Raw genomic sequence first — 22148 nt, 5'->3', positions numbered from 1 at the left:
TCAGCGTCGCAGTCACCGCACCGAGGCCAAGGCCTTTGTAGGTGAATGAACCGAAGTAGTATCCCAGCGCCAATGAGAGAAAGATTGCAATTTCAGGATATGTGCGAAGCGTGCTTACGAACCAGTCAACCATGATGCCTTCCCCATTACTTCGCCGACGCCATCTGCCTCGATCTGTCTTCTCGGACGAATAGTAAGCGTGATGATGCCCAGCGTCCCTGACGGAAGCAACAACATTGACGCAAATTACCTAATGTAACTGTTACGTACCTTCCATAGCGCAGCGCTTGGGCCATAATTCGAACCGAACTGACTATCGTTGATGTACTCACCCGCTCGTTCTGCCGCCTTGTGAAGGCAGAAGTTAATTTGATTTTCGTCAAGCATCACTGCCCCCTTCGTGCCTGGAGGTAATTTATGGTCCGCAAGATGATCATCGCGCTCGGCAGCGCAATCGCGGTTTTGATAACAACACCCGTCACGGCGGTTCTTGCGCAGCAGACAGCAGCCGCACCGGCTGCTCAGGAACAACAGACAGCACCCGAGCCGCTCAGCGACGATGAGCTCGAGGTGCTGGTGGCGCGCATCGCGCTCTACCCGGACGAGTTGGTGGCGCTCATTTCCGCCGCCGCACTCTATCCTTTGCAGATCGTCGAGGCAGAACGGTTTCTTGAGGCTCGCGAGAAGAAACCCGACATGAAGCCGAAAGACGACTGGGACGGCAGCATCATATCGCTGCTGAACTACCCCCAGATCGTCAAGATGATGAGCGAGGATCTTGAGTGGACGCAGTCTTTCGGCGATGCGATCGCCAATCAGCAGAAAGACGTGCTGATGGCCATCCAGCAACTGCGTGACGAGGCGGTCGCCAAGAACATCATCAAGACCGACGACAAGGTAAAGGTGGTCCAGGAAGGCGACAACGTCGTCATCCAGGCGGCCAATCCGGAAACCATCTATGTGCCGCAGTATCCGCCGGAGATGCTCTACGAGCCGAACTATGCACCGGCGCCGATCGGCTACTATGACGAGCCCTATCCCGCCTACTGGTATCCGGGTGCGGCCTTCTTCGCCGGTGCGGTCACGGGTGCGGCCTTCGCCGCGATCGTCGACTGGGACGATTGGGGCGTCTGGGGTGGCCGCTGGAACGGCGGCGACATGGACATCGACTGCAACAACTGCTTCAACAACATCAACGGCAAGGTGAAGTGGAACGACGTCGACTGGAAGAATGTCGATCGCAGCAAGATCAACATCAATCGCGACCAGATTCAGCATTTCGACCGAAGCAGCATCAAGAACAACATCAAGGCGAACGGCAACAACAACCTGCGCAACCGCGCCGCCGAGATCAATCGCGATCGGCCACGAGCACGTCCAACTGCCGGCGGGAATGGCCAGATCAGGGATGTGCGCAAGAGCACGCTTGATGGGCTGAAGGCGCAGCAGAGGCCGGTAGCGCGGCCCGCGGATCGCCAAGCGGGAGCAAAGACGAAAGCCGGTAACACCAAACAAAGCATCAACCGCGCCAAGGGCAACAAGCCGTCGCAGGTCAACCGCAGCGGTGGCAAGAAGAAGATGGCGGCAAAGGCGCAGAACCGGCCGAAGAAGCCATCGGGCCTTGGCAATGTCAATTCCGGACGGCGTGAGGTCGCTTCGTCACGCCGCGGCGGGCAAAGCCTTGGCGGTGGTCATCGCGGCGGTGGGCGGCCACAGATGAGCCGTGGTGGCGGCCGGCCGCCGATGCACCGTGGCGGTGGCGGACGCGGCGGCGGCGGCCGCAGACGTTGATCGGATCACAGGAGAACGACCATGACAAAGCTCTTCAATTCCCTTCTCCTGGGATCAGCGATGGCGCTGGTTCTGGTAGCGACGCCGATCGGCTCCGCCTATTCGCAGGACAAACCGCCTGCCGATAAACCTGCTGGCGATCAAGCTGCCGGCGATCAGCCTGCGGGAGACCAACCGTCGGCCGATCAGCCGCCGGCGGACCAGATGGTGGGTGGGCTGGATGCCTATGCCGCCGCAGAAGACCCGCCGGTCTTCGACGATCCGGACAAAGCCATCGGTGAATTCAAGGCCAGGCTGGCGGCCGATGATTTCGACGGCCTGGCAAAACTTTTGGGGCTGAATGCGGAGAAACTGAAAGACAGCGAAGGGGTGAAGGATACGTTCGCTCTTATCCGCGAAGGGGCAGCCCGCAATGTCGTCGTTCGCGATCTGGAGGGCCGCAAGATCCTGCAGATCGGCGACCGGCTCTGGCCCTTGCCCTTCCCGCTCACCAAGGGCGATGACGGCAAATGGGCCTTCGATACCTATGTCGGACTCGAAGAGATCGTCAATCGTCGCGTCGGCGAGAACGAGTTGCAGGCGATCGACACGGTCGAGGCCTATGTCGATGCCCAGAAGGAATACGCCTCTGAGGATCGCGACTCCGACGGCGTGCTCGAATATGCCCAGAAGCTGATCAGCACGCCCGGCCAGACCGACGGTCTCTATTGGCCGGCCGACCAGGGGGATGGCGAAAGCCCCGTCGGAGACTCGATCAGCGAAGCGGCCCTGGAAAAGGCAAAGGCTGGCGAAGGATACTTCGGCTACCGCTTCCGTATCCTGACCTCGCAGGGCGACAACATTGCCGGCGGTCGCTACGACTATGTGATCAACGGCAACATGATCGGCGGCTTTGCGCTGATCGCCTGGCCGGTCACCTATGCGGAGACGGGCGTGAAGACCTTCGTCGTCAACCAGCAGGGTATCGTCTACGAGCGCGACCTCGGGCCGAGCACGGAAGCAATTGTGCCCTTCATCGACCGCTTCGATCCGGACGACAAGTGGGACGTAACCGCGGACTGAAGATTGAACTCAGGAGCACTCGGAAACGTGAACCCCGCGCTCCGCCCTCCGCTACAGCATGCCCGGCAACACGCTGCGGACTACGCTGCCCCCAAGGAGGCAGGCTAACTGAGATTATCGTTCATAGGGAGTGTGGACCATGTTGGACAGAAATTTCTACGACAGCCTTTCCGATCTCAGCCCGTTCGAAATCAAGGACGAACTGATCAAGCTCGCCAAGTCGAGCTCACAGAAATCCGCCAAGGCTTTCCTCAATGCCGGCCGCGGCAACCCGAACTGGACGGCGACACGCGCCCGCGAGGCCTTCTTCCTGCTCGGCCAGTTTGCACTGACGGAAGCCAAGCGCGCCTATTACGACCCGAAGGCCGGTGTGGCCGGCATGCCGCCGAAGGACGGCGCCCACGCGCGGTTCGAAAAGTGGACGAAGAAGCTGCTGCAAAACACGGCCGACTGGGACGAAGAGGATGAAGGCATCCCGCCGGCAAAGACGCTTTCCGACGCCGTCAACTACGCCATCACCACCTTCCGCTTCGATGCGGACGCCTTCGTGCACGAGCTCACGGACTCGATCATCGGCGACAACTATCCGGTTCCCGATCGGGCGCTGCACCACAACGAGATCATCACCCACGAATACCTGATGTGGGCGATGTGCGCCGGCCACCGACCGAAGGCAAAGTTCGACCTTTACCCGGTCGAAGGCGGCACCGCCGCCATGTGCTACATCTTCAAGGCACTGAAGAACGCCCGCCTGCTTAACGCCGGCGACACGATCGCGCTCGGAACGCCGATCTTCACGCCCTATCTCGAAATGCCGGAGCTGGAGGACTACGATCTCAAGACCATCAACGTCAGCGCCGAGCAGGAGGACCGGTTCCAGTTCACCGACGAAGACATCAAGGCGCTGGAGAACCCCAAGGTGAAGGCGTTGTTCCTGGTCAACCCCGGCAACCCGTCCGCCGTGGCGATGGATCCGGATTCGATCAAGCGCCTTGTCGACCTCGTCAACAAGAAGCGCCCCGACCTGATCGTGCTGACGGACGACGTCTACGGCACCTTCGTTCCGGGCTTCCAGTCGCTGCTTGGGCATCTGCCGCGCAACACGATCGGCGTCTACTCCTATTCGAAGTACTTCGGCTGCACCGGCTGGCGCCTCGGCGTCATTGCCGTCGCCGAGGACAACATCTTCGACGAGAAGATCAAGGCCCATGGCGAACCGATCCAGAAGCTCCTTGAAAAACGCTACAAGGCGATGACGCCGAAGCCGCGCGAGGTGAAGTTCATCGACCGCATCGTCGCCGACAGCCGCGACGTGGCGCTGAACCACACCGCCGGCCTGTCGCTGCCCCAGCAGGTGATGATGACGCTCTTCGGGCTGGTCGAGCTGATGGACGTCGAGAAGGCTTACCAGAAGGCCTGCATCGCCATCTGCACCAAGCGCTTCTGGAACCTGATCGAGGGCATGGGGGTCGAGTCCAATCCGGGCATCTATTTCGACCACTATTACGGCATCATCGACTTCGAGTTCTGGCTGCGCAAATATGTCGGCGAGGATGTCGTCACCTGGGTGAAGGACAACATCCACCCGCTCGACATTCCCTTCCGGCTTGCCGAGGACCACGGCATCGTGCTGCTCAACGGCTCGGGTTTCGATGCGCCGAGCTGGTCGGCACGCGTCTCCTTCGCCAACCTCAATGACGAAGCCTATTCGCAGATCGGCCGCGCCGTGCGCTCGGTGGCTCGCGGTTACGTCCAGACCTACCAGGCCGCCAAAGGCCTGAAGATCAGCTAGCCGATCGGGCGGCCGGCAGCCATGCCGGCCGCTTGCTTACAGCTGCCGAGACGAACATATGGAAGCCGTGGCGGTGAGCTTCTCGCGTCAGGTCGATCTTGAAGTGTTCATAGCGCGCGTGGTTGACAAGGATCTGCTTTGCCCGGTGCGCTCAGGTTGAAGGTCGTGGGTTGGTCACTGGCAGTCGTCACCATTGCCTTGCGCGACCATTTCTCCTTTGCGGAGCCTCAAACAACCGACGGTAGCGTCTACGCTGAGAATGCGGATCCGATATGGTCGGACGCGATGCTGACTGTCGTGCCGCCGCTCGGCCGCTTGCATATGGTCCAACTGCAATTCATCTCTCGGCGCTCTCGAAGAGATCGTAGCCATTTGTCCGAAGCGCACGGTGCACGTTTTCCCGCGCGTTCAGTGAAACGGAATTATCATCCCTGTTGCTCGGTTTGAAAAAGACTTTGCTTCGAGAATGGCGATCTCGGCCTGTGCTCGTTCTGCTGCCGCTTCTGCAGCGATTGCCCGTCGTTCCGCCAGGTCCGCCCGTTCGGCTTCGCATTCGGCACGGGCAACCGCGTCACGCCGTGCTTTCGCCGCAGGTTTAAGCTCGCTTGCGCGACTTGCCTCCGCTCCATTGAATATGGCTTCAGTCGCCTCGGCGTGCACCAAGCACTCCTCTACAAGCGCCGCGACGCGCGGCCGAGCCTCCATCGGGTGGTCCAAAAGATCTGCGGCGAACTCCTGCTTCGCAGCCTGGGCGCGTTCTGTAGCTGCGGACGGACCAACTCGGCCTCGCATGAACTTGAGCGCGCCTCTCACAATGTCCTGAGCATCGTTATACCCTTCGACATAACTCCCGCAGTCACTGCCTGCATCGAATCGGGAAGCGCAAGATTGAAGGCTGGTGACCAGTTCCGCCTCTGAGATGGAGGCCACGACGATTGTTGGAGCGAGTGCGGTCGCCAGGAGCATAGCGAGAGCGCGAGTGGACATTGCCGGGCTTCGCGCCCGTTCGCGCCACGACGGCGGGAAGCGGTCCCCCGCTTCGGTTATGTCTTATCCTTTTTTTGGGTGAGCATCGTTAGCACTTCCGCCTGCAAATCCAGGCAGATTTGATGATACTCATGTATCAAATCCTCACGCCTCGACATCTCTCGCTCGAGATTGTCGAGTGTCGTCGACGCCAAGGCGTAGGCCTCGAAAAGTTCACGGCTGTAATCATCCATAGCACTCCGCAATTGCTCGCGATGATGTGGCAACATCATAGCCAGCCGAGCCCGCCCCAGTTCCAACAAGCTCATGCGCCCTCCAATGACCACGCGGCCCACGCAGGATTACTCATTGCATTGCTAACGAAGTAAGTACTCGCCCCGGTAGATGGCGCCAAACACACCGCCTCGAACCCTAAATCTCCCGCGACGTCGGCAAAGATCATCGCTCGTTACGAGAAAAGCGGAAGTACGTAACAGTTAAACCGGGACTCGGGCGCCGCTGCTTCCAGTGTATGCTATGTCTTGCCTGACCTCAAAAAGGTAAGGCCGACGATGCGCAGTGTGCGTTGGGATTGGGGACTTGGGCTTCGCAACCAACCCGGCAGAACACGAGAGGAGCGGCAATGACTCGGGCCGGCTCGTTGTGCTGGATTAACTACCTGCCCTGTAGAGCCCAAAATGCTGCCAACGAAAGCGGAGCGGCGTTAGGATTTGGACCCGAGAGCAGCCAGCCGTCATCGTCCCAATGCGCCAACTAGCTTCATTTTTCAACACGCATCAATTGGCGGCATGTTCATTGATTGAAACTTTACGCCCTGTTTTCGGTTTGCTTCCATGCCATCCCAGAGACGGCGCTGTTACCGTTACCGACTTGTGCTAAAAAGCAAACTGCTCAATCTTCAATTTGCCAGCGAGACCGAGATTATAGGCGGAATGAGAGCATGACGTCAGGTCGACTTCCAGCGCAAACAAGAGAAGGGAGGCGCATGAAGGCGATCCTGGACGCGGCCGTCGATGGAATCGTTACCATTAATGAGCGAGGTCTCATCGAGAGCGCCAATCCGGCAATAGAGCGATTATTCGGTTACGCTCTGGAGGAACTTGTTGGTCGCAATATCTCTATGCTGGCTCCCTCACCGCACCGTGAGCAGCACGACGAATACATTGCCCGATATCTACGCACGGGAGAGGCCCGCGTGATTGGTGTCGGTCGGGAACTTGAGGGCCAGCGCAAGGATGGCACCAGGTTTCCGATGGAGCTGGCAGTCAGCGAAATCAAAGGTGAAGGCAGGCCGTCATTCACGGGCATCATCCGCGATGTCAGCGCCCGCAAGAAGGCCGAAGCAGAATTGATCGAAAGCCGTGCGCGGAATCAAGCCATTCTTGATGCAGCCGTGGACGGCATCATCACCATCGACGAGCGAGGTGTCGTCGAAGGTGCCAATCCGGCGATAGAGCGCTTGTTCGGATATGGCCCGAAAGAGCTTGTTGGTCGCAATATCTCTATGCTGGTTCCCTCGCCGCACCGCGAGCAGCATGACGAATACATCGCCCGCTACCTCCGCACCGGAGAAGCCCGTGTGATCGGCATAGGCCGGGAACTTGAGGCCCAGCGCAAGGATGGTACCAGGTTTCCGATTGAGTTGGCGGTCAGCGAGGTTAAATCCGGAGCTCGCCGAAGCTTCACGGGCATTATCCGTGATATCACCGCCCGCAAGGAAGCCGAGATGGCGCTTCTACGGGCGGATGCGTTGAAGGATGAGTTCCTGGCGAATACTTCGCACGAACTCAGAACACCGCTCAACGGAATCATTGGCATTGGGCAATCTATGCTCGATGGAGCCACAGGCACCCTGAGCGACGAGCAACGCCGCAACCTCGGAATGATGGTGGCGAGCGGCAGACGATTGGCTAATCTTGTCAATGACCTGCTTGATTTCTCGAAGCTACGTCACGAGACTATTAAACTGAATCAAGCGCCGACCGACATGTATGCGCTGACCGATCTCGTTCTTACCGTGTCGAAGACGCTGATCGGGGATCGACCCTTGCGTCTTTTCAGCCGCATCGACCCCAGCGGGCCGCTTGCCGAGGTGGACGAGGATCGCATTCAACAAGTGTTGTTCAATCTGGTCGGCAACGCGATAAAGTTCACGCCTGCAGGCGTCATTGAAGTTTCCGCCACACCGGTTGACGGTTGGCTCGACGTGACGGTGTCGGACACTGGCATCGGTATCGCCAAAGAGCGCTTCGACGAGATTTTCGAGATATTCTTGCAGGGCGATGGCTCGCTCGAGCGAGAACAGGGTGGAACAGGGCTGGGGTTGGCCATTGCCAAACAACTTGTCGAACTTCACGGCGGCAAGCTGCGGATTGAATCGGAGGTGGGGATCGGCTCCAGGTTCACGTTCGGGCTGCCTCTCAGCACGGCGACGCGGGCAATGCTGTCGCCGACAGGTCAGACGGGCCATCTCATAAGCCAGATTGTCGAGGACGTTCGCCTGGACGAAGCCGCAAAGCCTGTCGTCTCGCGCGCAAACGGATTGGGATACCGCATCCTGGTCGTCGACGACGAGCCCGTGAATGTGCAGGTTCTGGTCAATTATCTCCTCCTGGCGAACTATCAGGTTATCACGGCGTCCAACGGCGATGAGGCGCTGGAGCGAATTCTCTCCGATGAGCACTTCGATCTGGTTCTGCTTGATGTGATGATGCCGAGGCTTTCGGGGCTGGAGGTTTGCCGCCGCATACGTGAGCGCTTCAGCCCGGCCGAATTACCTGTTGTCCTGCTGACGGCGAAGAACAGGGTCTCGGACCTCGTCAGCGGCTTCAACTCCGGGGCAAACGACTACCTGACCAAACCGTTCGCAAGTGACGAGCTTCTGGCCCGCGTGCATGTGCATCTGGAGCTAGCAAAGATTAGCGACAGCTATGCCCGCTTTGTGCCACGGCAGTTCTTGGAACAACTCGGCAAAGAGCGCATCACCGATGTGGCGCTGGGCGATCAAGTGCAGCGCCTGATGACCGTGCTTTTCGCCGACATCCGGGACTTCACGCGCCTTTCCGAAACCATGTCGCCAGCCCAGACGTTCGCATTCGTCAATGAATATCTCGGCGTCACGGGCCCCGCCATCACCCGTCATCGTGGCGTCGTCGACAAGTTTGTGGGCGACGCTGTCATGGCACTCTTCCCTGAGCGAGCGGACGATGCGGTGGAAGCGGCCCTGGACATGTTCGCACAGCTCGAAACGCTTAACCGCAAACGTGCAGAGCGCGGCGAACCGCCTGTTGAAATCGGCATCGGAATTCACACAGGCGTTCTAATGCTTGGAACAATCGGAGCCGCGGACAGGATGGATACGACCGTCATTTCGGACGCCGTCAACCTCGCCTCAAGGGTCGAAAACCTCACGAAAACCTATCGTGTGCCGTTGATCCTGACCGAGGCGACAGTGCGCGAACTCCACGATCCTGCAGCAATATCCATGCGTCGTATTGACCGAGTGCTCGTGCAGGGCAAATCTCAGCCGGTTGTGCTATACGAGATGATGGAGGTGGACTCACCGGAACGGCGCACGGCTAAGCTTTCGTCTGCTGCTGATCTGGAGGCGGGGCTTGCGCTCTACGAGGCGGCCGATTTTGCGGGCGCTCTGGAAGCGTTCGAGCGCATGCTGGCTGCGCTCCCAACTGATACTGTGGCCCAAGTGCTTGCTAAACGTGCGCGAGACCTGTCGGGCAGTGCCGACACATCTGCCCTTCGTACTTCGAACGTCGCCAGCCTTGACAAGGTGTAAGAACGCCTGAGCCTACGGTGAGCATGCGAAATCGGTGTCCCTATGCGCAACGGATCAGCGCCTCGTCCGGGCGAGCCAACTTAGCTCCACTCATATGTTAGACGAGGCGACGTTCGAGACACGCCCTCGACCAGGCGGTTTCGGTCGCGGCCATCTCATCGGGTTTCTTCGTCATCGAAGATTTCCTCGTCCCGGTGAGGCTCGAACGGAACTTTGCCGATTGGCTCGACAGGTAGGATGCTGCCAGATCATGACACAAGCTACGACGGTATTTTGAAGGATCAAGGGATCCATCGAATTAGGGCGAGTCCGCTGAACAAGGAAAACGCCCCGCCTGGAGGTCAGTGGAAAAAACCATTTCGCCGACGTCCGCTTACGCCCCAACCTCGCATTGTCCGAGCACAGCGACTGTGCTATTAGGTAGAATATAGATAGTTAGGAATCTTGGATGACAAAATGGCGCTAAGTATCAAAGACCACGACACCGAACAACTGGCCCGCACCCTTGCCGAACGGACCGGCGAAAGCATCACACTGGCAACCAAGCGCGCGCTCGAAGAGCGCCTGCGACGGCTTGGCTCTGACATGCGCAAAGCTGCACTCCTTGAGGATCTCGAAGCGATCCAACGACGCTGGAACGCTAGGCCTGTCCTCGACAACCGCACCGCCGACGAGATTCTCGGCTACGACGAGAACGGACTGCCATCCTGATGGTCATCGATACCTCCGTCCTTGCCGCCATCGCCTTCAATGAGCCGGAAGCGGCATCTTTCCGCGAGCGCATCGCAGACGACCCCGTCAGGCTCATCTCCGCTGCGTCCGTCCTAGAGGCTGCCATGGTGATCGAGACTCGACTTGGGGAGGCAGCAGGCGCCGATCTCGACCTCTGGCTCTACAAAGCAGAAGTCGAAATCGTCCCAGTTACAGCCGAACATGCCGATCGTGCGCGGCGCGCCTGGCGGCGCTACGGCAAGGGACGTCATCCGGCCAGCCTCAACTACGGCGACTGCTTTTCCTATGCTCTTGCGGCGCTTTCGGGAGAACCGCTCCTTTACAAGGGCAACGATTTTTCGCAAACCGACATCGAGGCGGCGTGAGGACGAATTCATGGTGGCTCGAAGCGGCCCAGCAAAAGCGGCCGCGGACGTGTCGGCGACCACACAACGCGGCAAGCGGAGCCAGAGCGGAAAATCCGGCTCGATCGACGCCGTATGGCTGTGCGCCGCGGAAGGCATCCCGGGCCCGACGCGCCGCACGACGTCGGCACACGGCGATCTCTACGCCATCTTTGGCCTTCGGAAAGGAGCGAGGCGGCCTCAGCATCCTTAGACGCCATCTTGCCCTTCGATCGCCGCGACCAGCTTGCTGTCCTGCTGACCGATGACGACGTCGCCACGCTCAATCACCTGGCCGGCGAGGGCATGGGCGACAATACGCTCAAGGCGCTTGCCGCCGACCTCGGTTATCTCGAGGCCTGGTGCCAGCTCGCCACTGGGTCTCCCCTCCCCTGGCCAGCGGCGCAGAGCCTGCTGCGCCCATCATCTGCGGGACCCCGTCAAGCGCGCGGAAGATCCGAGCCATTGCATGCCAGTGGACGTACCCATTGGCGCGGCCTGACAGGCGCCATCGATGGGCCGTCGCTCAAATCGGCGCTGGGGCTTGCGATTCGCGCCAGCGCGCGGCCGCGGCAACGCAAGAGCAAAAAAGGCGGTGACCGGCGATATCCTGGCAAAGCTGCTGGACGCCTGCGCCGGTGAACGTCTGGTCGATGTTCGCGACCGCGCTTTGCTTTTTCTGGCATTCGCCTCCGGCGGTCGACGCCGATCGGAAGTGGCTGGATTGGGGTTCTAGGACATCACCGACGAGGCCCCGGTGCTGGCGGATCCGTCAATCCCGGACTCCCCTCGCCTTCCCTGCCTCGCCATCCGTCTGGGTCAGACGAAGACGACCACCAGCGATGACGACGAACATGTGCTGCTGATCGGCCGGCCGGTGGTGGCATTGAGACGCTGGCTCGAGGAAGCCGATTTCAAAGAGGGTCCGGTGTTTCGCCGGATTGACCAGTGGGGGAACATTAAGCACTGAGCGCTGACGCCGCAGTCGGTCAACCTGATCCTGAAAGGCCGCTGGACTGCGGTCAGGCTATCTTACAGAGGCCCCAATCGCGGCATTCCGCTTCCGGAAGCGATGAGCAGTCGCTGCACAAGTCGGTGACCCAGGCAGCACGCTACTACAACGACGCCGAGCGAAAACAGGGCCGCGCTGCGCGGTTGGTTATTTGATGCCCCTTTGAGCAGGCGTTATCCAGTGAGCGCAAAGGTTCGATCGAGGACAGCGTGCCCCACAGTCGCTCGATTTCTGCCGAACAAGAACGTTGAGTAAGCTTCCTCGCCGGAAGGCCTGCCAGACATGAGAAATTAATGCTCAACCGCGTACTATTCGATTAGTCGAGCGGTAGAACAGAACCCGGCCAGTCGGCAACAATTGCATTAGGTAATCGAAGTCACTGACGTTGGCGGTGAGAACGGCAAGGCCCAGTTTTTGCGCCTGAAGGAAAAGACGCAGTCGTGGAGAGCTCGCAGCCGAGCGTCGCGGTGGTAGCAGTGTAAGCGACACTGCTGGACAGGAAAGCCGCCCGGCCTAGAACGTCCGCATCAGGCGTGAACACGCGATGGGCCGGCATCGGATCTGATTATTTGAATAGCTTACTCTTTTCACCCAGCAGGCCGGAATGCTCAGCCGCTTTCATGACCGCATCAATCCGCGCCTTGCTGCTCGGAGTAAATTTGCCGACCTTCGCGTTGCGCACGGCCTTTGCAAGCAACGGCCCTTTTGTCGCTGGCCGTTCTCCCGTTCCACTGTGCTTTCCCATGAGGGCCTCGTGTCTGACAAAATGAAATTTTGTCAACATAGTGCCGTCCTCTTCGATATCAAGTTGGCGCGGCGCAGCGGTGGTGTGACTTCTACTAGCCGGACCACACGCAAAGCCAGCTTTGTCAGAGACCGCGACCGAATGATAACAGCGGACAACGTACCGATGCTCTGACAGACTGGTCGATGGCATTGTACCTCTTGGGCGCCGCCAACACAGGCGGAGATGGCGTTCGCTCAACTACTGCGCGGTTACAGCTCCCATCCAACCGCGCTGTTCATCAAGGCTTGAATTATCATGTTCGCGCTGCCGGCGCTGGCGCTTGTTGACGAGCCATCGATATCAAACCATTTAATCGTTAAATGGCTAAGAAACCGAACAAAGACTATCAAATGATCGAAACGTGGACGTTATCATCTGCAGCCACGCTTGGGTCGTCGTTACGTGCGAAAGGGATCCGCGTGCCCGCCTACCAGTGGTTTCGCGCAATTCGCTCATTGTAGAGGGCAAGACCTTGGTTCTTGCAATGCCAGACGGTTGCGATGACGAATTTAAGCCAGCGGCAATCATTATCACGCGCGCTCTTGAAGCAATTGAAACCCTTCCCGTCATTCCGCGCGAAATCGAGGACATCCTGACGATTTCGAAAACCGAGAGGCGCCGCTGGCTGGAAGATGGCCGCTTGCCGAGTGCGGGCACCCGAACGGTAAAATTGCGAGGGCGTGCGAGGCAGATCACATTTCACGTTTTCGATCCGACAGTCAAGGAAGAGTTGCTCGACCGTGGTGCTGCCGACGAATGGCACGAAGAAGACGCCACCGCCAAATTGGAGAGTAGGCGCCGAGCGGCTTACAAGGCGAAGCTGACGCGCTCACTTAAGAAGGACATGAAAGGCAATTTGCAGCCAAAAGCTTCACCCCAAGAGGCGTCCTCTGGTTTGGCAGGATGGGAGGAGTTCGGCAAGAACGGTTTGCTGCGCTAGCCGGGTTAGACGAAGCAAGTGGGTGTGTAACTTCCGCCGCCTTGGTGAGAACGGAACCGCGCATAAGACCAGGCCTTCCGCAGCAATTCTACGAGGAGCCGAACGCGATGGGGATCGCGGCCTCCGAGCAGGCGGATGATGAGACAGTTCGTCGGCTGGGGCTTTCGCAACCTGTGTCGGACCGCTAGCCTCTGCTCGGGATTTCGAACCTCACGAGCCGGTCGTTGCACTTGGGTCGTCTGACCGTGCTGGCGTCTCGCTCTTGTTCCGCAACAGTGTCCTCGACGAAGGAGACGATGAGGCCCAGAGTGGGTGCAAAGTTCCTGCGACGCCCCCCCCCCCCGCCACGTGCACCAGGAGCGGCAACCGCCGGAGCGCACTGTTTGTTTTGCGCTCTGCCCAGCGGACAGGGGGAGACCTCGCATCGCGCTGCAGACAACGCGAACAACCGATTGACGCCTAGGTGAAGATATCGATAAAACGCCCCATCGAATTTGCTCGCTAGCTTTGGTTATAGCGCAATTGGCTTCGCGCTCTGAACGAACCTTCCTTTCAAAATCGCTATCAGGCCTCAAGTTTCGCGCGGAGGCTCCCAGTATCCTACGGAAGGGCTCGTCATGATTGCCGGCACAGTCAAATGCTCCAGATAAGGCCTTGGCGTCATCCAACATGCAACGGCGGCGTCGCCCGGTATGCCCCTATTCTGCCGGCGAACGCGCTGCTATGAGCGATCACGTCGAAGGCCGAAACATGATTTCGAAGACGAGCGAGATCTCGGTCCAAACTCCCAGTTTGCCTGTTGCGTCCATAGCAATGTCTCAAGGCGACTATGTCACACAATCAACTAGGAAGACGCCTTGAAAAATACCAGAGTCAGCCCGCTTTCCGGCCACGGCGCGGCAGGAACCGTCGACCGTGAAAAAGCCTGGCTAAAGATCCTGTTCACCTATCGACAGCCGCATATCGGCCGCAGCACCTTCGAGCTGACGGCGACCCTTGTGCCATTTGTTCTGCTGTGGGCAGGAGCTTGGGCCTGTTCGCACTTCGGGTACTGGCTCGGCGTGGTCCTTATCGTCCCTGTTGCGGCGGGATTTCTCCTGCGCTTGTTCATGCTGCAACATGACTGCGGACATGGTTCGTTTTTCGGGCGGCGCAGCCTGGATGACTGGACGGGCCGAATAATCAGCATTTTGACACTAACGCCTTATGACTACTGGCGCCGCGCCCATGCCGTACACCATGCTTCGGCAGGCAACCTCGACGAGCGAGGTGTCGGTGACATCACCACGCTTACCGTTGCCGAATACGACGCCCTCACGCCAGGAGGACGGCTTCGTTACCGCCTCTACCGGCATCCGCTCGTGATGTTCGGCATCGGTCCCGCCTGGCTCTTTCTGTTCAAGCAAAGGTTGCCGTTCGGAATGATGCGGTCTGGCGCTCTTCCGTGGGTTTCCACCATGGCAACGAATGTGGCGATTGCCGCACTGTCGGGCATTCTTATCTGGGCAGTGGGTGTCGCACCGTTCCTCCTGATCCATCTGCCGATCGTCCTTCTTGCTGGGGCTGCAGGTGTCTGGTTGTTTTATGTCCAGCACCAGTTCGAAGACACGCACTGGTCAAGGCCACCCGAGTGGACGTTCCAATACGCGGCCATGCATGGCGCCTCGCACTACGATCTGCCGCAGCCCTTGCGCTGGATCACCGGCAATATCGGCATGCACCATCTCCATCACCTGTCGAGCCGCGTTCCCTTCTACAGGCTTCCTGAGGTCATACGTGATCATCCTGAACTGGGAGATATGGGCCGCATCACCATCAGGCAAAGCCTGGGCTTGGTGAAGCTCGTCCTTTGGGACGAGGCCTCCCACCGACTGATATCATTTCGAGAAGCAGACGCGCGCGAAACTGTGGCAAGATCGGCTTTGCCGACACCTGCTTGAGCGCACCAGGCGCCGGCCGCGGCACGCGGCCAGCCCCCGTTCGCCCCCCGGCTTGACCCGTCAAAAGAGCCGCTCGCCAAGAGGTTCAGCGTACCGCCCGCCAGCGTCCAGGAACGTTATCCGACTAGCCGCTCCGGTCGCTTTCATCGCACCATCGTCGCGCCCAGGTTCCATCGCGTGCTTGCAACGCGTCGACCTCACGGCTGTTTGCTGATCGACAAAGCAAAACCGCTCGAAATGTTAAGTGGGACGGCCCCGTCTCGCGGCACAGCGTATTGCGGCAGCATGCCTGCAGTTTAGAGACCCGTTTCACCGAGCGCGCATCACTTTAACGATCGCACAATGCTCCTCGGCGCCGTATCCCGCGTCTGTAGCGTTGCGAAAGAGATCAGAGGCAAAGGCGGGAAACGCGGTGTTGATGTTCAAATCATCCGCTATCTCGAGGAGCCGGGTGATATCGACGCCGACCGACCTGATGGTGCTTTGGGGATCAGCAAATCGGTTTCCTTCGATGGCTCGACCCACGTGGCGCAGGTCGTCCGCAAACATCGGTGACAGGCTAGCTATTGTTTCGCCAAATTCCGCGACATCCATTCCTTCCGCAGCACACATCGCCGCCCCGTGGCTGAAGCCAATCCAGTGCCCGGCAAAAATGGGCAAGAGCCGCATTAAAGAGAACCTCTGCGCGGCTTATATCGTTTCCGACGTGAGTAAGATTTGGAGCGAGCAGCCTTAAGCTCGCTTCGAGCGAGGTGAAGACACTTTCTCGTCCGGCGATAACGATCGAGGCCTCAGGACCACCGATCTGACTTGGCCAGGCAGAAATCGCGCCGTCAAGATAGCTTCCTCCGCGGTTCGCCACCCATTCTTCAAGCTGACGCGCTTGCTTCGGCGTGCCTGACGTGAGTTGCACGACGGTCTTTCCTTGGAGCAAGTCTGTCGCGCATGCGTCATCGAGGACCATCGAGGTTGCCGCGTAGTCTGACAGGCAGACGATGAGTGTGCTGCTGGCGGCAATAGCGGCGGCCGGCGTTTCCGCCCTCGACGCGCCGAGGTGCTCCAAGGGCTCTGCCTTGCCTGGAGTTCGGTTCCAGACTGTAACGCTCCTTCCCGAAGTTATAAGCGCTTTGGCGAGCGCGCTGCCCATGCGCCCCAGCCCGATGACAGCTACTTCACTCATCACTTCACCCTTGACCGGATAGTTACACTATGTAACTTACATATTGTAGCTTTAGATGCATGGGGAAGTCGTGAAGCTCAAGAAAGATATGCGTCGCGAACAAATGCTTGATGTCGCAATGCAAATTGTCCGGGATCAGGGCGCGGATGAACTGACGCTCGGGACCTTGGCTGCAAAAGCAGGGGTCAGTCGTCCGATCGCTTACGGACACTTTTCTACCCGGTCCGGACTTTTGCTGGCACTTTTCAAGCGGCTGGAGGAAAACTATGTCCACCGACTCCGCTCTGCGCTTTGCGAAGCGCCAAAGGAGCTCACCGCCGTAGCTGACATTATCAGCAAAGCATATTTCAATTGCCTTGCCGATTTTGGCCCAGAAGGTCTCGCAATATCCGCGGCGCTCAAAGGGACAGAAGAGATGGCCGCGCAGCAACGGCTCATGATTCGCGCATACATAGATTTGATGTGTAATGCCCTTCGGCCGTTCTCAGAGCTGGAAGTTGGCCATCTCCATCCTGTATGCGTCGGTCTGTTAGGTGCAGCGGAGGCGCTTGCTTCCGAAACGCAAACCGGCGCGATATCTGAGCGGGTCGCCACGTCCGTTTTGGCGGCGCTCATCATCAAAGGGGTCACAAGTGAGCCGAGCAAGGTTCGGTGAAGTTTACCCATGAGGCTTGAAGCCTCAATATCCTAAACCGGCTGGCCGACGCAGGATGCATCGTCAGGCGTCAGCAGTCTTTCGCAGCCGCTACGGTCATACGGCTGATTGATGCACGACGGCTCGTATCATCCACCGAACCACCCGCGATTGCCCTCTACAGAAACGCTGCTTCGTCTATCAGCGAGCGGGTGCTGCGGCACAACAATCGACGCGGAAAGGCCAGCGTCAATAACGACTAAGCGAAGCCCCGCGCGACAGGTCGGCTGTGCACTATTACGATGGAGCGCATGGCCCGTTGTGCATTTCCAAGGAAACCGCCCTCGCGACAGTACCCACCTTGTCCCTTGGTGTTTCCTTAGCCGTTGGTCCGAGGAGCATATTTCAGGTTTCACGCAAAGCACCCAGGAGTATGCTGACCAACAGACAATTCGATCCTTGCCAATCAGCAAGCAACCTCTCGGCGTTTTCGAAGGCTGCCTCCAAGGAGGTGCACAATGAGAGCCGCGCCATCATCCGTTTATCTGATAATTCTTGCGACAATCGCAGTCGGAGTCGTTCGAACGGACGCTCACCAGGCAAAGACCGGCTGGACCTATCCTCTGGCGTGCTGCAAGGCTCATGAGGCAGGTGGCGATTGTGCTGCCATCCCCGCGCCCGACATTTTGCGAGGGGCTCGTGGGTTTTCCGTTTTCTTGCATGCTGGCGACCACCACATGGCAAGACGACCGCACGTGTTCTTTATCCCCTATGGCGATGAGATCCCGTCGGGCGATGGGCAGTATCATATTTGCCTTCATCCGACGGAAGACGACGTGAACTGTTTCTTTGCCCCACCTGACAGCAGCTAATGCGAATACGCCACCCCGGAGTTCAGCCGCTCGAGGTCGCCCGCGTCCGTCATTCGCGGGCGCGATATCGAGGCGGCCCTCGCTGCCGTGACCGTAACCGAAACGTCGATCCGAGGTTTCGGCAAATAAAGCGCGAGTCTCGCAACCGGGAGCAATTCCACCTGAAGTCACGCAACGGGATCTTCGATTGCGCTCCTTGCTAGTGATTCTTGATTAATTGCACCCCATCGCAGAACGCAATATTTTATTGCGTCGATGAGACGGGACGTCCACGGCCAGCGCTGCCGAAGAGTTTCGGTTTCCGCACCAATCCCAGATGCCGTTCGACGACACGATCCACGAGGAGACGAGCGATGGGTACAACGACGCCGAACAACATCATGCAGGTCGGCATGGGGTTCTGGGCGTCCAAGGCCCTGCTCAGTGCGGTTGAACTCGGCGTCTTCACCGAGCTTGCGACTGGCCCGGCCGAACTGCCGGATCTGCAGGTCAGGCTGAAACTGCATCCCCGCTCGGCCCGCGACTTTCTCGACACCCTGGTGGCGCTGAAGCTGCTCGAACGCGAGGACGGCCGCTATCGCAATGCCCCTGACACGGACCTCTTCCTCGATAAGGCGAAGCCATCCTATATCGGCGGCATCCTCGAGATGGCCAATGCCCGGCTCTACGGTTTTTGGGGTTCGCTGACCGAAGCGCTGCGCACCGGAGAGCCGCAGAACGAAGCCAAGCACAGCGAAGATTTCTTCGCCGCGATCTATGCGGAACCGGCACGGCTGCGCGGATTCCTCGAGGCGATGAGCGGGATCAGCGCCGGCGCGGCGCAGGCGATCGCCGCCAGGTTCGACTGGTCGAAATACACGACCTTCGCCGATGTGGGCGCGGCGCAGGGGATGGTGCCGGTGGTGATCGCGCGAGCGCATCCGCATCTTAAGGCCATCGGCTTCGATCTGCCCGCGGTGCAGCCGATATTCGACGACTTCGTCGCCCGGCAGGGCCTTACCGACCGCATCACCTTCCAAAGCGGGAACTTCTTCGACGGCCCAATGCCCAATGCGGACGTGATCGTGATGGGGCACATCCTGCACGACTGGGATCTTGCCGAAAAAAGGAAGCTCTTGGAAAAAGCGTTCGCTGCGCTGCCGAAAGGCGGAGCCGTGATCGTCTACGACGCCGTCATTGACGACGAGCGCCGCTTGAACGCCTTCGGCCTGTTGATGAGCCTGAACATGCTGATCGAGACCCGCGGCGGTTTCGATTATACCGGCGCCGACTGCCAAGCCTGGATGCGCGACGCCGGTTTTGTGTCCACGCGCGTCGAGCCGTTGCTGGGGCCGGACTCGATGGTGATCGGCTTCAAGCCCGGTTGATCAGAAACCAAACCCCGACCGTTGTTCCGTAAGACCTACCACTGGGTAATGTCGATTGCCGGCAGCTGACAACGGCGTTGCTCAATCTGACTTTTGAACTGTCGCCGCAAAAGCGCCGCTACCAGCAGCCGACGTTTCTTGAAGTGCCGTCGGGAAAACCGAACCGCCTGCGCAATTCCGCAAGCAGCTAAACATGCAAACCCTCAAATATACCCGAGGGTGCCGCTTGACTCCCTCAGGCCGCGCCAGTATCAAGTTGTAGGCCTAACCCTACAATTGGATGCCATGCACCAGTCTCAGTCAAAACCAAGTCCCGCACTGTCATTGTCGGATCTTCCCGCTCCCGATGTCGTCATCCGCCGGCTGAAACACCCCGGACGCTGGATCAGCGGCGGTCTCGTCATCCTGCTTCTGGCAGTGATCGGGCGCGCCTTCGCAGTCGGGCAGATCCAGTGGACGGTGGTCGGCGAGTTTCTGACGGCCGGTGTCATCATCACCGGTTTCGGCTGGACGCTGCTCATTTCGGCCTGCGCGCTGGTGCTCGGCGTGCTGCTCGGCTTTGCCTTCGGCATCATGCGGCTCTCGGAAAACCCGATCCTGCGTTTTGCCGCCTGGCTCTATGTCTGGATCTTCCGCGGTACACCGGTGCTGCTACAGCTTCTCATCTGGTTCAACATCGCGCTGATCTTTCCGAAGCTCTACATCCCCGGTCTTATTGACGCCCGCATGGTCGATGTGGTGACACCCTTCGTCGCCGCGGTTCTCGGTCTCGGCGTCAACGAAGGGTCGTACCTCACGGAAGTCGTGCGCGGCGGTATCGGTTCGGTCGACAAGGGTCAGAAGGAGGCGGCCCACACGCTCGGCATGACGCCCGGGCAGACGATGCGGCGCATCATCCTGCCGCAGACCCTTCGGCTGATCCTGCCCGTGCTCGGCAACAGCGCGATCGGCATGCTGAAGTTCTCCTCGCTCGCCGCCACCATCGCCATGGGCGAGATGCTGAACGCGGCCCAGCGCATCTACTTCATCAATGGCGCCGTCATCGAACTGCTGTTTGTCTGCGCCGTCTGGTATCTGGCCGGAACCACGGTTCTGTCCATCGGCCAGTATTATCTCGAACGCCACTTCGGCCGCGATGCCGCAACGACAACCACCGAACGCCGCTGGTTCAAAGCCTGGGCGCGTCGTCCGGCCGTCACGGGTGAAGCATGACACTTGCAGTTAAAGCGGTCGGTATCCGCAAGAGTTTTGGCAATCACGAGGTGCTGAAGGGTCTCGACCTGGACGTCGCCTATGGCGAGGTTCTCTGCATCCTCGGACCCTCGGGCAGCGGCAAGAGCACGTTCCTGCGCTGCATCAACCACCTGGAAACGCCGAATGGCGGCTACGTGTGGGTGGACGGCGCGATCATGGGCTACGAGCTCAACCGCGGCGCGCTGCAGGAATTGCCGGTCAAGCGACTGCGCGCCCAGCAGAGCCAGCTCGGCATGGTGTTCCAGCACTTCAATCTGTTTGCGCACCGCACCGTGCTCGGCAACGTCACCGAGGGACCGATGGTGGTGCGCGGTCTCAGCCGCGCCGAGGCCGAAGCCCGCGCCATGGCCCTGCTCGAGCAGGTCGGCATGGCGGCCAAGGCATCGAGCTACCCGTCGCAGCTTTCCGGCGGCCAGAAACAGCGCGTGGCAATCGCGCGGGCGCTCGCCATGGAACCGCGCGTCATGCTCTTCGACGAGCCGACCAGCGCGCTCGATCCGGAGCTCGTCGGCGAGGTGCTGGAAGTGATGCGCAATCTGGCGCGCGGCGGCACGACGATGATCGTCGTCACCCACGAAATCGGCTTCGCAAGAGAAGTCGCCGACCGCGTCGTGGTGATGATCGACGGCGAAATCCGCGAGAACGGCGCACCTCAACAGGTCCTTAGCAACCCCGGTGATGCGCGTGTGCGCAGTTTTCTGAGCCGCGTGCTTGCCTGACGACAAGAGTTCAAAAAAGGGAGAACAGGAAATGAAACGATTGTTGCCGATGGCTCTGGCGCTTGCCTCCGCCACCTTCATCAGCCTTGCCGCAGGGGCTGCTGCCCATGCCGCCGACGAGAAGCTGGCCGCCGCCCTGCCGGATGCCGTGCGCGACACCGGCAAGCTGAACGTCACGATCAGCCTTGCCTATCCGCCGATGGAATACAGCGACGCCGGCTCGACCGAACTGAAAGGCTTCGACATCGATCTTGCCAAGGCGATCGCCGAGCGCCTCGGCCTGACGGCGGAATTCCAGAACGTCGAGTTCCCGCAATTGATCCCGCAGGTGGTCACCGGCCGCTCCGACCTGATCATGACCGCCTTCTCCGACAAGGTGGAACGCCAGACGCAACTGGACTTCATCGACTACTTCAAGACCGGCAACGTCTTCTATTCGACCGCCGACCACCAGGGTGAGATCAAGGCCGAGGCCGACCTCTGCGGCAAGACGGTTGCGGTCGCGACTGGAACCAGCTGGGTCACCTGGGCGGAAAACCTTGGCAAATCCATCTGCCCGGCCGACAAGCTGATCACCGTCATTCAGATCCCGACCCAGGCCGAGCACATCATGCAGATCCGCCAGGGGCGTGCCCAGGCTTCCGTCATCGGCCTTGAAGGACTGCTCGACCTGATGAAGCAGGAGCCGGACAAATTCTACCAGATCGGTGAGGTTGGCGAGATCAACCACTACGGCATTGCCCTTGCAAAGGCCAACACGCAACTGCGCGATGCAATCAAGGGCGCGCTCGACGCCATGAAAGCCGACGGCACTTATGCACAGATCCTCGACCGCTACGGCTTGAAACAGGCGGGTGTCGAGGAGTTCAAGATAAACGGAGCCACGAAGTAACAGAACCGCGC

17 protein-coding genes and 2 pseudogenes are annotated in these 22148 nt (G+C 59.5%); 14 read left to right on the top strand and 5 right to left on the bottom strand.

The window, feature by feature from the left end; genetic code table 11:
- Positions 1-417: 417 nt before the first annotated feature.
- From IB277_RS34855 to IB277_RS34845, 3 genes are all read left to right on the top strand, one after another.
- Positions 418-1791, top strand: coding sequence for a DUF3300 domain-containing protein (locus IB277_RS34855; RefSeq protein WP_192372951.1), 1374 nt, complete (start codon positions 418-420; stop codon positions 1789-1791).
- Between the two features lie 21 nt (positions 1792-1812).
- Positions 1813-2853, top strand: coding sequence for a DUF2950 domain-containing protein (locus tag IB277_RS34850; protein ID WP_246812878.1), 1041 nt, complete (start codon positions 1813-1815; stop codon positions 2851-2853).
- A gap of 139 nt (positions 2854-2992) precedes the next feature.
- Positions 2993-4645, top strand: coding sequence for a bifunctional aspartate transaminase/aspartate 4-decarboxylase (locus IB277_RS34845; RefSeq protein WP_051659121.1), 1653 nt, complete (start codon positions 2993-2995; stop codon positions 4643-4645).
- A gap of 408 nt (positions 4646-5053) precedes the next feature.
- Here IB277_RS34845 and IB277_RS34840 read toward each other — a convergent pair whose 3' ends face one another.
- On the bottom strand, positions 5054-5305 hold the full coding sequence (locus IB277_RS34840; protein WP_192372949.1) for a hypothetical protein: 252 nt from the start codon (positions 5303-5305) through the stop codon (positions 5054-5056).
- 383 nt (positions 5306-5688) lie between these two features.
- Entirely contained in the window at positions 5689-5940 is a 252-nt protein-coding gene (locus tag IB277_RS34835; RefSeq protein WP_192372947.1) for a hypothetical protein, read from the bottom strand.
- 677 nt (positions 5941-6617) lie between these two features.
- Between IB277_RS34835 and IB277_RS34830 the strand changes: the two genes are divergently transcribed.
- The 4 genes and pseudogenes from IB277_RS34830 to IB277_RS38430 all read left to right on the top strand — a co-directional run bounded on the left by IB277_RS34830 (position 6618) and on the right by IB277_RS38430 (position 11707).
- Positions 6618-9425, top strand: coding sequence for a PAS domain S-box protein (locus IB277_RS34830; RefSeq protein WP_192372944.1), 2808 nt, complete (start codon positions 6618-6620; stop codon positions 9423-9425).
- 456 nt (positions 9426-9881) lie between these two features.
- Complete coding sequence (locus tag IB277_RS34825) at positions 9882-10136, top strand: type II toxin-antitoxin system VapB family antitoxin (RefSeq protein WP_113535931.1); 255 nt, start codon at positions 9882-9884, stop codon at positions 10134-10136.
- Positions 10136-10522 carry a type II toxin-antitoxin system VapC family toxin gene (locus tag IB277_RS34820; RefSeq protein WP_192372942.1) on the top strand — a complete coding sequence of 129 codons (387 nt, stop codon included), beginning with the start codon at positions 10136-10138 and terminating at the stop codon, positions 10520-10522. The genes IB277_RS34825 and IB277_RS34820 overlap by 1 nt, the downstream gene beginning before the upstream one ends.
- Positions 10523-10636: 114 nt before the next feature.
- Positions 10637-11707, top strand: a pseudogene (locus tag IB277_RS38430) (integrase).
- A 410-nt stretch (positions 11708-12117) separates the two neighbouring features.
- Here IB277_RS38430 and IB277_RS34800 read toward each other — a convergent pair.
- Complete coding sequence (locus tag IB277_RS34800) at positions 12118-12336, bottom strand: hypothetical protein (RefSeq protein WP_192372936.1); 219 nt, start codon at positions 12334-12336, stop codon at positions 12118-12120.
- 323 nt (positions 12337-12659) lie between these two features.
- Between IB277_RS34800 and IB277_RS34795 the strand changes: the two are divergent.
- Together IB277_RS34795 and IB277_RS34790 are read left to right on the top strand one after the other, a co-directional pair.
- Positions 12660-13279 (top strand): annotated as a pseudogene (locus IB277_RS34795) (hypothetical protein).
- Between the two features lie 857 nt (positions 13280-14136).
- Positions 14137-15219, top strand: coding sequence for a fatty acid desaturase (locus tag IB277_RS34790; protein ID WP_192372935.1), 1083 nt, complete (start codon positions 14137-14139; stop codon positions 15217-15219).
- A 309-nt stretch (positions 15220-15528) separates the two neighbouring features.
- On the opposite strand, the gene IB277_RS38425 is transcribed toward IB277_RS34790, so the two are convergent.
- Both IB277_RS38425 and IB277_RS38420 read right to left on the bottom strand, forming a co-directional pair.
- Entirely contained in the window at positions 15529-15888 is a 360-nt protein-coding gene (locus tag IB277_RS38425) for a hypothetical protein (protein WP_246812884.1), read from the bottom strand.
- Positions 15779-16366, bottom strand: coding sequence for an NAD(P)-dependent oxidoreductase (locus tag IB277_RS38420; protein ID WP_246812883.1), 588 nt, complete (start codon positions 16364-16366; stop codon positions 15779-15781). Before IB277_RS38420 ends, IB277_RS38425 begins: the two co-directional genes overlap by 110 nt.
- Positions 16367-16469: 103 nt before the next feature.
- On the opposite strand from IB277_RS38420, the gene IB277_RS34780 reads away from it, so the two are divergent.
- The 5 genes from IB277_RS34780 (at position 16470) to IB277_RS34760 (ending at position 22137) form a co-directional block, all read left to right on the top strand.
- Entirely contained in the window at positions 16470-17054 is a 585-nt protein-coding gene (locus IB277_RS34780) for a TetR/AcrR family transcriptional regulator (RefSeq protein ID WP_371813751.1), read from the top strand.
- Between the two features lie 1204 nt (positions 17055-18258).
- Positions 18259-19272, top strand: a complete 1014-nt coding sequence (locus tag IB277_RS34775) for a methyltransferase (protein ID WP_192372930.1) — start codon at positions 18259-18261, stop codon at positions 19270-19272.
- A gap of 285 nt (positions 19273-19557) precedes the next feature.
- Complete coding sequence (locus IB277_RS34770; protein ID WP_034803346.1) at positions 19558-20484, top strand: amino acid ABC transporter permease; 927 nt, start codon at positions 19558-19560, stop codon at positions 20482-20484.
- Positions 20481-21245 (top strand): amino acid ABC transporter ATP-binding protein, encoded by a 765-nt coding sequence (locus IB277_RS34765; RefSeq protein WP_060519003.1) that lies wholly within the window; start codon positions 20481-20483, stop codon positions 21243-21245. The genes IB277_RS34770 and IB277_RS34765 overlap by 4 nt, the downstream gene beginning before the upstream one ends.
- A 31-nt stretch (positions 21246-21276) precedes the next feature.
- Entirely contained in the window at positions 21277-22137 is an 861-nt protein-coding gene (locus IB277_RS34760; protein WP_060519001.1) for an ABC transporter substrate-binding protein, read from the top strand.
- The last annotated feature ends 11 nt before the right edge of the window (positions 22138-22148 follow it).

Origin of the sequence: Ensifer sp. ENS07 (genome assembly GCF_014852185.1) — a bacterium.
Classification (GTDB): Bacteria; Pseudomonadota; Alphaproteobacteria; order Rhizobiales; family Rhizobiaceae; genus Ensifer; species Ensifer adhaerens.
The sequence above is the reverse complement of the archived record's forward strand: the minus strand, read 5'-3'. Positions and strand labels throughout refer to the sequence as shown.